This window comes from Filimonas zeae, assembly GCF_014641615.1.
In the GTDB taxonomy this organism is placed as follows: domain Bacteria; phylum Bacteroidota; class Bacteroidia; order Chitinophagales; family Chitinophagaceae; genus Filimonas; species Filimonas zeae.
In genome coordinates this window covers 720,549-733,182 of record NZ_BMIB01000002.1, presented here as the reverse complement: position 1 = coordinate 733,182, position 12,634 = coordinate 720,549, and the positions used below count along the sequence as shown (strand labels likewise).

General features: G+C 46.9%; 12 protein-coding genes. 9 read left to right on the top strand and 3 right to left on the bottom strand.

All coding sequences use genetic code 11. The annotated features are described in order from the left end of the window. The first annotated feature begins 1 nt into the window (after position 1). From IEY13_RS09775 to IEY13_RS09765, 3 genes are all read left to right on the top strand, one after another. The gene (locus IEY13_RS09775; RefSeq protein WP_188951793.1) at positions 2-1,462 is read left to right on the top strand and encodes a RagB/SusD family nutrient uptake outer membrane protein; all 1,461 of its coding nucleotides are present in this window, start codon (positions 2-4) and stop codon (positions 1,460-1,462) included. Positions 1,463-1,495: 33 nt separating this feature from the next. Next, the gene (locus IEY13_RS09770) at positions 1,496-2,221 is read left to right on the top strand and encodes a hypothetical protein (RefSeq protein ID WP_188951792.1); all 726 of its coding nucleotides are present in this window, start codon (positions 1,496-1,498) and stop codon (positions 2,219-2,221) included. A gap of 91 nt (positions 2,222-2,312) precedes the next feature. Then, on the top strand, positions 2,313-4,064 hold the full coding sequence (locus IEY13_RS09765) for a lanthionine synthetase LanC family protein (protein ID WP_188951791.1): 1,752 nt from the start codon (positions 2,313-2,315) through the stop codon (positions 4,062-4,064). Between the two features lie 51 nt (positions 4,065-4,115). Here IEY13_RS09765 and IEY13_RS09760 read toward each other — a convergent pair whose 3' ends face one another. The 3 genes from IEY13_RS09760 to IEY13_RS09750 are packed head-to-tail and all read right to left on the bottom strand — an operon-like array spanning position 4,116 to position 7,262. Continuing rightward, positions 4,116-5,432 carry a thioredoxin family protein gene (locus IEY13_RS09760; RefSeq protein WP_188951790.1) on the bottom strand — a complete coding sequence of 439 codons (1,317 nt, stop codon included), beginning with the start codon at positions 5,430-5,432 and terminating at the stop codon, positions 4,116-4,118. Between the two features lie 58 nt (positions 5,433-5,490). Further along, positions 5,491-6,438, bottom strand: a complete 948-nt coding sequence (locus tag IEY13_RS09755; RefSeq protein WP_188951789.1) for a MauE/DoxX family redox-associated membrane protein — start codon at positions 6,436-6,438, stop codon at positions 5,491-5,493. Positions 6,439-6,449: 11 nt separating this feature from the next. Continuing rightward, positions 6,450-7,262: a glycosyltransferase family 2 protein gene (locus IEY13_RS09750; RefSeq protein WP_188951788.1), complete on the bottom strand. Its 813-nt coding sequence runs from the start codon at positions 7,260-7,262 to the stop codon at positions 6,450-6,452. Positions 7,263-7,408: 146 nt separating this feature from the next. On the opposite strand from IEY13_RS09750, the gene IEY13_RS09745 reads away from it, so the two are divergent. From IEY13_RS09745 to IEY13_RS09720, 6 genes are read left to right on the top strand one after another with little or no spacing between them, the layout of a single operon-like run. Beyond that, positions 7,409-8,155 carry an SDR family NAD(P)-dependent oxidoreductase gene (locus tag IEY13_RS09745; protein ID WP_188951787.1) on the top strand — a complete coding sequence of 249 codons (747 nt, stop codon included), beginning with the start codon at positions 7,409-7,411 and terminating at the stop codon, positions 8,153-8,155. Continuing rightward, positions 8,152-9,189 (top strand): zinc-dependent alcohol dehydrogenase, encoded by a 1,038-nt coding sequence (locus IEY13_RS09740; RefSeq protein ID WP_188951786.1) that lies wholly within the window; start codon positions 8,152-8,154, stop codon positions 9,187-9,189. The genes IEY13_RS09745 and IEY13_RS09740 overlap by 4 nt, the downstream gene beginning before the upstream one ends. After that, the gene (locus tag IEY13_RS09735) at positions 9,186-10,139 is read left to right on the top strand and encodes a C-terminal binding protein (protein WP_188951785.1); all 954 of its coding nucleotides are present in this window, start codon (positions 9,186-9,188) and stop codon (positions 10,137-10,139) included. The genes IEY13_RS09740 and IEY13_RS09735 overlap by 4 nt, the downstream gene beginning before the upstream one ends. 6 nt (positions 10,140-10,145) lie before the next feature. Then, complete coding sequence (locus IEY13_RS09730; protein WP_188951784.1) at positions 10,146-11,147, top strand: GRP family sugar transporter; 1,002 nt, start codon at positions 10,146-10,148, stop codon at positions 11,145-11,147. 18 nt (positions 11,148-11,165) lie between these two features. Further along, the gene (locus IEY13_RS09725) at positions 11,166-11,978 is read left to right on the top strand and encodes a fumarylacetoacetate hydrolase family protein (protein ID WP_188951783.1); all 813 of its coding nucleotides are present in this window, start codon (positions 11,166-11,168) and stop codon (positions 11,976-11,978) included. A 4-nt stretch (positions 11,979-11,982) separates the two neighbouring features. Beyond that, a complete protein-coding gene (locus tag IEY13_RS09720) occupies positions 11,983-12,633 on the top strand; it encodes a cyclase family protein (protein ID WP_188951782.1) in 651 nt (216 codons plus the stop codon). Position 12,634: the final 1 nt, after the last annotated feature.

The window sequence follows — 12,634 nt, the reverse complement described above, 5'->3', positions numbered from 1 at the left end:
TATGAAATTGTATAAAAATATTCGTTTCTGTGCAGCTCTTTTATTATTGCTTACTTTGAATGGGTGCAGTAAACTGGTGGAGGTAGACGTACCTGTAACCTCTGTTACAGGGGAAAGTGTTTTTGCTTCCGGAGAAACAGCAATTGCATTTGTTACAGGTATCTATGCCAAAATGGTGGAAGCGCCGCCAACCGGCACGGGCATAGGTTCCTTATCTCTTTTGCCCGGCCTGAGCGCTGATGAGTTTGCCTTGCTTGCAGGCCAAAGTGATGCTCTGTTACAGGCATATTACAGAAACCAGCTAACAGCTGATGTTACCTCTAGCAGAGGACATTTTTGGACAATACTGTATCCGTATATATATACGACAAACCGGGCCATAGAAGGTTTGAGAGACAGCAAAACACTGGATAAGGTAATCAGAGAGCAACTGCTGGGTGAGGTTTTGTTTCTGAGGGCTTTTTGCTACTATTATCTCGTGAATTTTTATGGAGATGTTCCTTTATTGTTAACCTCCGATTATCACCAAAATGGAACTGCGTCACGAACTGGGAAAGAGGCTGTTTATAGGCAGATCGTTGCCGATTTAACAGATGCTAAAAGTTTGCTGCGTAACAGATATCCGGAGGCCGATCTGATTTCAACGTCTTCTGTAACGGCCCGTGTAAGACCTGTGAAATTTGTTGCGGCTGCTTTATTGGCCAGAGTATATATGGATCTGAAAAGCTACTCCCTGGCTGAAAAGGAAGCACTGTCTGTAATTGGTGAAGGTGGGCTTTATGCACTGATGCCTTTAGATGATGTATTTACATTGAACGGGAATACGAATAGGGAATCTATCTGGCAGTTGCAGCCTATTGAAATTGGGAAAAACACACAGGAGGGATGGCTATTCAACTGGCCATCCGGATCGGGGCCTTCAACTTTTACTGATTATCCGGTGTTTCTGACCGATCTTTTATTAAACAGCTTTGAAGCCGGCGATATGAGGAAGGAGAAATGGGTGAAGACGGATACTGTTCAGGGAATTGCCTATTCACATCCGTATAAATACAAAAGTGCTGCGTTAGGAACTGAGGTTACGGAGCATACTGTTGTATTCAGATTGGCAGAGCAATATCTGATTTGTGCTGAAGCACGTGCAAGGCAAGGTAATACTGGTGGAGCTGATTCTATGTTAAATGTTGTTCGCAAACGTGCGGGGCTTTCTGCGATTACTTCATCTGGTATGAGCGAAGCTGTTACCTCTGTTATCCAGGAAAAGCAGATTGAACTATTTTCTGAGTGGGGCAGCCGATGGCTTGATTTAAAAAGAACGGGTTTAGTTGATCAGCGGATGCAGACGGTTACCCCTTTGAAGTCGGGAGAAAGCTGGCGATCTTTTCAGCAGTGGTATCCTGTGCCGATGTCTGAAATATTGGCAAACGCAGGACTCGCAGGGCAGCAAAACGATGGTTATTAATCATCTAACTATATCACATCATATATTTCGACTATGAAATTAACGATAGTTTTTGGAGCGGCAATATTGTTTTATATTACGGTAAGCTGTAAAAAATCCATTCCGGAACCTGAGCAGGTTGCAGCATTGAATGTTGTTAATGCTGTAGTAGGGGGAAAACAGATTAAACTGAATAGTTGGTTAAGAGACAGTGCGCGTGCCTATAATTACAGAGCCTGGGGGGTAACTGCAGGGGAAAGCCGTAAAGTATATTTATACCCGGTGGGAGATTCATTGAAGCCATATTACAACCAGGCTCTAGCCTTGAAGAGCGGACATTTGTATTCATTGTTTTTATGTGGGCAGCCAGGGGCTGTGGATACGTTATTAACTGATGATGCCATCCCTGATTTTTACACGGACAGCAGCATGGGTATAAGGTTGATTAACCTTTCTTCAGGGAAAAAGACATATTCAGTCACAAGGGCATCTAACGTGCAAAATCTCCTTTTTTCCAATATTGGGTACAAAGCCCCTACGGACTTTGTAAAACTGTCGCTCCGGAGTCCTGTGCCTGCTTCTGCTGTAACTTTCCAGGTGAGGGATGCATCTAATAAAATATTAGCCAGCTACACTTTGCCGGAAAACGCTAATTCCACTTATGCCAATGTAGGCATTCGTAATGCACGCGGCCGTAATCTGACGCTGGTTATAAGAGGGGCAGAAGATGCCGCTCAGGCTGCTAATGCCATAGGCTTATTCCCGGTTCCACATTACTGATTATTGGTATAGACTTGTTCCTTAATATGGTATGTAGGTATTCCCTTAAGCAGGGGTTACTTACATACCTTTCTTTTTTAACAATCTAGCTATGCCGTTATCTGAAATAAACAATTTACTCGGTAATAAATATCAGATTACTGAAAATGGTGTTGCGGAAACATATAATTACCTGACTGCCAGTTTTATAAATGAAAACGGTGATATCTCCAATTGTATCATTGTTTTTGGAGAACCGGATAACATTGCGGAGTATTACGACCGTTGGGTAAGAATTGCCCCGAGAATACAATTGCCGGAGATAGTAGACTCCTTTTTGGAGAATGGAAAAGCATACCTGGTAGTAGGGGATACTGCAGATGCTGATTGGGCTAATGCTATCCACATTGTTTTTGGTCATGCGGGTTGGTGGCTGCTGCCTTACGAAAACCAAAAGCTGTTGCTAAGGTATATTAAGGAAGTGCTGATGATTCTCCAGAGTCTGGAGGCTATGCTGGAGCCCGTTTTTGTTTCTCCGGATCTCTTTGGGCTGCACAATAAGAAAATACATTTAAAATTACTGCCGGATGAAATGCTTTGGAACAGGCAGGACTTGTTTGCACAGAAACAGAATAGTTATAATCTGGCATTAATGATTGTTCATTGTTTAACTGATCTTGTTCCGGTTAAATTAGATTATCAGCATCCTGTTCGTTTGCGTAGGAGTTTATTGTATTTTATTGCAGACAGCGAACTTGTGGATGTTTTGATAAGATGTTTGAGCCCGGATAATGGAGGTTTGGTTTCGCTGCAGGAACTATTTACTCAGGTTTTTGCTTTTGAAAGACGGGTAGCTGCGGGAAAGTTTTCTTCTGATGTGTTTTTTTTTAATGCCTCTTTTAATTTTCTGGAAGGCCTGGAGCAGTTGGTGATTAAAAGTTTAGATGAGATTGCCACCTGTGGGCAGCAGGAACGCAGGACTGGGGCTAATGGGTTTGCTAATTCTTATGTAGAAAAATGTTTTCTTCTACATAAACTTACGACTATGATTTCAGTACCGGTTGAATATGCCGAAAATAAACACGGTGCTGACAAATTCTCCGATGCAATGGATGTTGCGTCTGGTGTGGCAGGAGCATATTTATATACACTGGCATGCTCAAGGCAAGGCGATGGACAGGAAATTAGCACAAAGACAGAGGGATATATTAATAAGCTGATTGGCAGTCAGTTGGCTGACGGAAGCTGGGATGGTCTGACTATTGGAAGTAGAAGTTCGGCTGCAGCTTTTTGGAATGGTGTTGCCGGAATAGCTTTTGTATTATGGTTGGAATATAGGGTTTCCGGAGAGCAACATGTATTGCTGGCTGCCAGACGAGCGATGGATTGGCTGAAGAAACAGGCTGTTTACAAAGATGGACATGTTTATTGGTATAGGGCCGGGGGACGTTTGTTGTTACCCGGTTTTGCTGGAGGAGTAGCAGGCATAGCTTTTACTTTCATTGTGGCTGCTGAAGCAACGGGAGATGCTGATTACCGGGAAGTTGCTGAAAAAAGTTTAATGGCTTTGCCGGACAGGATGTATATGAACAGGTTTGGATATTTAAATGGTTTGGCGGGCCTGGGTGATGTTTATATGGAAGCCTGGCGTGTTTTTAATAGTGCTGTGTGGAAAACAAGAGCTCATACAATAGCTGAAACATTGTATTATACCAGTAAGTTAAATGAAAGCAATTCTTTATGGTGGTCAGGGGATGACGGTAACAGCATTTCCAACAATAGCTTATTTACAGGAGACGCGGGGATTCTTTATTTTTTATTGCGGTATTTACGGCGGGATGTAAGCCATTTGTTTGAGCAATAATTGAGGACTGCCTCTTTTTGCTGTTTAAAAGAAGCAGTCCCCATTTATTTATTAGCGTGCCAGCCAGGTAGGCTCTCCTTTTTCCATCTTTTTCAGCGCTTCCGCAAAGCTTTTAATTTCTGGTCGCAGTGCTACTGCTTTTTGTTGCCATTCGATTGCCTCCTTATTGCGTCCGAGTTTAAATAATAGGTTTGCATAAGTATCTATATAGCCTGCATTCAGTTTGCCAGCTTGTTTTTCTTCTGCATCAATAATGTGTTTTTTTGCAACCATAGCTGCTTCTTTTAATATTCCGGTGTCGTTGACGTGAAAAAAAATGTCGTACCAGATTTGGTTATTCGCCATGGCAAATCCCCATTTTTCAGATGGAGGGTTCTTTTGGATACTATACAGCTGACTTTGTGCAAGCTTATTCCAGTCAGGCTTTGTAATTTTATACCAGTTTTGCTGGGCAATATTTATCAGGTTATCTGCATTGGTTGCATCGTAGCGTTTTGTAATCACTTGCTTCATTTTATTCCAATCCGGATTGTTAATTATCGGTTTGTTAAAATCATTGTTCTTCACAAGCATTGCATTAATCTCTTTTTCAATAGCGCCGCTGGCAATGCCTGCCGATATCCCTTTTGCCTGTAAAAGGGAGTCTGTTATTTGTCCGTTTTTTTCCGGATAAAACAGAGTAAATAGCTTTTTGTCGGAAGTTAGCAAATAAGGCCCGGTAGCGGCCAGTAAATCAAGGTTGTATAACGCAGCACCGGTAAGCGTAGGTATATATTTTTCTATGCAATTGCGGGCCAGCGAGATAGCTGTTTTAGAATCCCTTGTGCGTTCTGCTTTTCGGATCAGGGAAGGAGCCAGCGTATAGTCTTTTTTTCCGGCTTTCCAGTCGGCTAGCTGGCGGGCATATACCCGGCCGCTATCTGCAGCCGTTTGCATAATTTCAGTAAAGGTTGTTGCCCTTTTCGCACCGGCCTCCCGGTATACGATGTCTCCGTCCGGCGCTATTATCAGGTAAGAAGGATAGGCTGTTACGTGAAAACGCTGACGTATCTGACTAGCCTCCGAATACCAGGTTTTAATTTCCTGACTATCGTTGTCTGCGGTATCCATCTGGACTTTTACCGATACAAAATTCTGATTAACAATTGCCCCAACCGCTTCCTGAGGATAAACTTCTTTATCCATTTTTTTGCACGGGCCACACCAGGTAGTATAACAGTCTACCAATACCAGCTTATTTTCTTTTTTTGCTTTTTCCAGTACTTGTTTCCAGTTAAGGCCGGTAGTAAATTGGATGCCTTGTGCGGCTACTCCCATAAGGGCGTATAGGTAGATACTTCCTGTTAGCACAAAAACTTTCTTCTTCATGTTTTGACTTTGACGTTGATTCGTCAGAAGTCAGGAATACACGAAGCGTAACGTTGAATTAGGGTGTTTGTTTTGCCAACGAAACTAACGTATTCAGACTGGACTGATTAGGTATAATAGAAATTAGTACTTTATCCGCCGAGTAAACCTGTTGGTACGGCGTTCCCTTTGGCCGAAAATGATTGAAGAAGCTTCGGGCAGTATCTACACCCATGGTTATATAGGGGAAGTTTTGTAGCTGCATGGTGCGGTACAAAAAACGGGTTTTGCTAAAAGAACCGGAGGTAATAAAATAGAACCGGAGTTGCTGCGCAGAATCACGTTTTTGAGTGATTTCGATCAATTCTGCCTGGCAATGGCTGCAATCTGGCTGAAAATAACTTAATACAATTGGTGTGCCGGTAGGAATGTTTTGTGAATACAGGGTGGTAGCGCTGTCCATCAGCAATAAGCTAAAGGGGGGTATAGGATCACCAGCTTTTGGGGGTATACCCTTGACGGTACCGGTAGAAGCAACGGAAATAGCGCCCACAATAAGTATGAGAATTACCGTACCCATGCTGCCGTATAAGAATTTGTGCGCTCGATAAAAAAGTGGCCGTTGGCTGTTTTTTTTGTGCAGAATAAGTGCTACCAAGGCCAGCAGCGTAAATGCAATATTGAATATAAGATGCTGCGTCCAGTTCATATTTTCCAATATGCCACCACAGCTGCACGGAATATCGGATGCGTATTTGAGTATGTAAATGATGTATACAGTAAACCCCATCATAAGCAGAAAGCTGCCAAACAAAGCTGCTTTACGGGTACGATGTATAAAAAGCAATATGCTAAGCAATATTTCTGTAGCTGGGGTGATCCAGGCAACAATGCCGGCAAAGCGTTTAAGGGGTGATTCCTGTAGCTGTTCCGTAAACTTTTGATAATCGATCAGTTTGCTGAGAGCTGCATACATAAACAGCAGTATATACAGCAAACAAATGATTTCAATAATCCACTTTTTCATGTTGCCGGCTGCTAATATTCGTTTACTGCACTGGTATCGTTAATTACCACCTGTTTAATGCTGGCGATGTTGGCACCAATAGGCTTGCTGAATATAGGGTAGCTGCGCAGGCCAGCTTTCTGCAGCAGGTACTGCATACTTACCCGCAGCACGCCCATGCCATATACCACGCTGCGGCTGAAGTTGATAGATGATGCTTCGCGGAAGTATTTGGTAGGACAGGTGATTTCAGCAATATCATAGCCATGGTAAAACACCTGTGCCAGGAATTCATTGTCAAATACAAAATCGTTCGAATTTTCGTGAAAGGCAATGTTTAACAGCACATCGCGGCGGTAAGCGCGGTAGCCGGTATGGTACTCGCTCAGCTTTTGCCGCATAATGGTGTTTTGACAGCGGGTGAGAAAACGGTTGGCGATGTATTTATACAAAGGCATGCCTCCCTTGCGGGCGCCACGGCCCAGCATGCGCGAAGCCAGCACCACGGGGTATACATTATTGGCTATAATAGTAACCATGCTTTCGATAAGCGTAGGGGTATACTGAAAATCGGGGTGTACCATAATCACAATATCCGCCCCTATTTCCAGCGCCTTCTGGTAAATGGCTTTCTGGTTGCCGCCATAGCCCATATTGGTTTGCTGCCGTACAATATGCTTAATACCCAGTTCGCGTGCCAGTGCTACCGTATTATCGGTACTGGCGTTATCGCCCAGTATAATTTCATCTACCAGTGACTGGTTAATCTCTTCGTAGGTTTGACGAAGGGTTTTTTCAACATTGTAGCCGGGCATTACCGCTACTACTTTTTTACCGTTAACCATATCATTCCTTTTTTTAAAGGTAGCAAGGGGCGGCAGGGCCGGGTGGAACAGCCAACAGATATTGGGGGGCAGTTGCCGGTAAAACAGCAAATTTAAGGTAGTTATTTTGTTATGCTTTTGAACTTTGGTACTTATTAATGTACCATATGAAAGGATTAACGAATAAAGTGGTGGCCCTGCCGGGAGGTTTGGGCGACCTTGGCTATGCTACAGCCCTGCGACTGGTACAGGAGGGATGTAAGGTAGCCATACTGGATATTGATGCCGGTAAAGAACACCTGGCCACAAAAGCAGGGTGTGCTTTTGTACAGGCCGATATAGCTAACGAAACACAGGTACAGCAGGCCTGCGAAAAAATACGTACACAACTGGGGCCTATAGATATACTGGTAAACGCCGCTGCCTGTTTTGTGTTTAAAGGCGTGGAAGCTACGGCGGCTGACTGGCAGCAGATACTGGCCGTAAACATACAGGGCACCTCGCTGATGGCAAAGTATGCTACAGAACAGATGAGGGCAACGGGCAAGGGCTGCATTGTCAATTTTTCATCGGTAAGTGGTTTTGTGGGGCAGGCTAATTTTGCTACCTACAATGCTACCAAGTTTGCCATACGTGGCTTAACCAAATGCTGGGCGCAGGATCTGGCCCCAATGGGCATACGCGTAAACAGCATTTGCCCGGGTTACATTTATACCAGCGCCTTTGTAAACAGCTGTAAAAAGTTAAATCTGAACATAGAAGAGGAAGACAAACGCGCTGCTGCGCTGCATTTGCTGGGCAGGCAGGGACGCCCGGAGGAAGTAGCCAGCGCCGTTGCCTTTCTGGCCAGTGATGAAGCATCCTTTATAACAGGCAGTGACCTGCTGGTAGACGGAGGCTACCTGGCACGATGAAAACATTATACTATCCGCAGTTTGATGAGCTGGTGGTTACCGAGCAGCCGGTACCCGAAGTGGCTGCCGGTGAGGTGCTGATGGAAGTAGCGGCCTGCGGTATCTGCGGCAGTGAGCTGGAATCGTTTGCGCACCGCAGCGCCAAGCGTACACCGCCTATTATTATGGGCCATGAGTTTTGCGGCGTAATTGCGGCTACCGGCACAGGCGTAACGCAATACCACACCGGTGATAGAGTGGTAAGTAATGCACTGGTGTTTTGCGGGGAATGTGACGCCTGTCGTGTGGGCGCCACCAACCTGTGCCGGAAGCGGCAGGTATTCAGCATACACCGCAATGGTGCTTTTGGCCAGTTTGTAAACGTGCCGGTAAGCAGCCTGCTGCCCTGGCCCGAAGGGGTACCGGCAGAACAGGCCTGCCTGGCAGAACCACTGGCAAATGGGGTGCATATGGTAGCGCTTACAAAGCACGTGGCTTGTAAACGCGTGCTGATACTGGGCGCCGGCCCTATTGGGCTGATGGCCCTGCAGGCGTTTAAGGTACTGCGCAATGCTACCTGTTATGTATCGGACATTAATACACAACGGCTGAACACCGCCCGGCAACTGGGCGCAGCGGATACGCTGAACCCGGTGGAGGATGACCTGCCCCCACGCATACGCGAAATAACCGCCGGAGAAGGCGTGGATATAGTGGTAGATGCCGTGGGACGTATGGTTACCACGCAGCAGGCCGTGCAGGTGGTACGGCCCGGCGGTGCCGTGGTGCTGATAGGCTTGCAGGAAGATGCAAAAGCCATCAGCAATTACGACCTGATTGTAACGGAGAAAATGGTAACCGGCAGTTATGCCGCTACCCAGCAGGATATGGCCACGGCTTTGGAAATGATTGCCAGTGGGGATGTGGATGTAAGCAGCTGGGTGCATACCTACCCGCTGAGCGATGGGGTAAATGCTTTTAAGGATATGCTGCACGCGAAAAACGGCCATATAAAATCAGTTATTATACACGGATTACAAAACGAACAGCTATGACAAAAGGGAAAGTAGTGATAACCGACTACGGTTTTAAAAATATAGACAACGAAATGCGGGTATTGCAAACGGCCGGTTACGAAGTGGTAACCGCACAATGCAAAACTGAGCAGGAAGTGATACAGGCGGCCGCCGGCGCCAACGCGCTGCTGGTGCAATGGGCCCCCGTATCGCCGGAGGTAATCAACAGCCTGGACCAATGTAAAATAATAGTACGCTACGGCATAGGGGTAGATAATATTAACCTGCCTGCAGCCGCACAGAAAAACATACCGGTATGCAACGTGCCGCAGTACTGTATTGATGAAGTGGCAGACCATACGCTGGCGCTGGCTTTATCGTTATGCCGGCAGCTGACTGCCACCCGGCAGCAGATGGAAACACAGTGGAAGATAACACCGCCTTACCCGATGGAAGCGTTGCGTTACCGCATGTTTGTAACCGCAGGTTTTGGCCGTATTGCACGCGAGGTGATGGCTCGCGCCAGAGGGTTTAAATTTAAGCTGGCAGCGTACGACCCCTATGTAAGTGCGGAACAGATGGAGCAACTGGGCGTTACCAAACTAACACTGGAAGAAGCGTTAACACAGGCCGATGTGCTGAGCCTGCACCTTCCACTGATGGAAGATACCAAACACCTGATAAATGAAAATACCCTGCGCCGCATGAAGCGCAATGCCATTGTGGTAAACACTTCACGGGGCGGGTTGATAGACAACTACGCGCTGGCCACTGCCCTGGAGCAGGGCCTGATAGCCGGAGCAGGGCTGGATGTGTTTGAAGCAGAACCCCTGCCTGCAGAACACCCTTTACGCAACAGCCCCAACGCGGCCCTTACCTCGCACACGGCCTGGTACAGCGAAGCCAGTGTACCAGCTTTACAGCAGCTGGCAGCAGAAGAAGTACTGCGCGGACTGAAAGGACAGGATTTGTTAAACCGCGTAAATTAAAGCCATATGTACATTATTGAAACCTATTCGTGGGCGGTAGCTTGCGCGGTAATAACCATGATATGCTGGGGTAGCTGGCCCAATGCCCGCAAGCTGGGGCGCAGCACCTGGCGGTTTGAATTGTTTTACTGGGATTATGTAATGGGGGTATTGCTGGTGAGCAGCGTGATGGCCTTAACCTGGGGCGCGCATGGCACCCAGGGCCGGAATATATGGGACGACCTGCAGCTGGCCAATACCAGCGCCCTGTTATCGGCAGCAGCAGGCGGGGTAATATTTAACGCAGGGAATATATTGTTTATGGCGGCCATTGCATTTGCCGGCCTGGCGGTGGCTTTCCCCGTAGGGGCGGGCCTGGCCATGGTGCTGGGCATACTGGTAAACTATATAGCCGTACCGGCAGGCAGCCCGTATTTTTTATTCGGTGGTATGGTATGTATTGTACTGGCTATACTGCTTTCCGCAGCAGCCTATCGCCGGCAGGCGCAGCAGCTGAATAAACCACCGTTAAAGGGTATACTGCTGGCGATAAGCGCCGGTATACTGTTCGGTTTTTTCTATCGTTTTATAGCCGCTTCTATGGCTACGGATTTCAGTAACCCGCAACCGGGGCTGTTAACGCCTTATACGGCGGTATTGTTTTTTGCCATAGGCACGGTGGTAAGCAATCTGTTGTTTAACACCCTGCTGATGTACCGGCCGCTGGAAGGCAAACCGGTGCGTTACAGCGACTATTTCAGCGGAAGCCTGCGCGATCATTTTTCGGGCTGGCTGGGTGGCGCTATATGGGGCCTGGGCATATCGCTGAGTATACTGTGTGCCGGTAAAGTGGGCTATGCCGTATCGTTTGGCCTGGGGCAGTGTAATGCCATGATTGCTGCTATATGGGGCGTATTTGTATGGAAAGAATTTAAAAACGCACCGGCAGGCACCAACCGGTTGCTGTACGGCATGTTTGCCTGTTATATGATGGGTATACTGCTGATTATTGGTGCCAGAGAAAATTAATGACTAAAACGGACATACATGAAGATTATACGTTTTTTAAATGAGCAGGGAACCGTTGAGCTGGCAGGATACTACAACAACGATTATTATATACTGGAAGGCGATTTGTTTAATTATACACGCACCAACCGCAAAGCGGTGGTGAAAAAACTGCTGGCCCCCCTGGAGCCGGCTGCCATTTTATGCATAGGCCTGAACTATAAAAAACATGCGGAAGAAAGCAACCTGCCTTTTCCGCAATGGCCGGTATTGTTTGTAAAAGGCAACAATGCCTTACAGCACCCTGATGAGCCCATTGTGCTGCCCCGTTACCTGCGGAGTGATGAGGTGGATTATGAGTGTGAACTGGCGGTGATTATTGGCAAACGCTGTAAGAATGTAACGGAGGAAAACGCGCTGGATTACGTACTGGGCTATACCTGTGCCAATGATGTAAGCGCGCGCGACTGGCAGCTGAAACGTGGCGGCGGCCAATGGTGTAAGGGTAAGTTTTTTGACACGTTTGCACCGCTGGGCCCCTGTATTGTTACCACGGATGAAATAAAAGACCCCAATACGCTGGAAATAAGCACTATTTTAAATGGAGAAAGAGTGCAGCAGGGATATACAGAAGATATGATATTTAACATACCCGCCCTGGTAGCATTTGTAAGTGCAGGCACTACACTGGAGCCGGGTACGGTAATACTAACGGGAACACCGCAGGGTGTGGGCATGGCTGCCAACCCCGCACGCTGGCTGAAAGCAGGCGATAGTGTAACCATCAGCATCAGCGGTATAGGCGAGCTGACCAATACCGTGGTAGAAGAAACAGAACCTATATACCAATAGCCATATGAACATCATAGACCTTACACACCCGCTGGAGCACGGACAGGATACTTTTCCGTGGGACCCCAAACTGAGTATTGTGCCCCATGGCAATACCCGTACATTAAAATACAACATTACGCAGATAAGCATGAGTACCCACCAGGGTACCCATGTAGATGCGATATATCATTTTCTGGATGAGGGTAAAACCATTGACCAGATGCCACTGAACTGGTTTTTTGGTCACACGCACCTGCTGCGCATACCCAAAGAAGCCGGTGCGGATATAACGGTTGCCGATTTTGCACCCTATGAGGCTTTGCTGAAACCGGGGGCACGTATTATATACGAAACCGGCTGGCACCGGGAATTTGGTAAGGAGCATTTTTACAGCGCCTTCCCCAGCCTTACGCAGGAAGCCGGGCGTTACCTGGCAGATAAAGGTATTCGCTTTCTGGGCATGGATACGCCTACGCCCAGCCGCGACTGGTACGAGATGCACCACGATATATTGCTGCCGAAAGAGATTGTGATAGTAGAAGCCCTGGCCAACCTGCACAACGCACCGGACGAGTTTATATTCGCCGGCTTTCCTTTAAACATCAAAGGCCGGGACGGATCGCCCATACGGGCGGTAGCTTTTACCGGCGGCTTTGAGGGCGTACCTGCCTAAC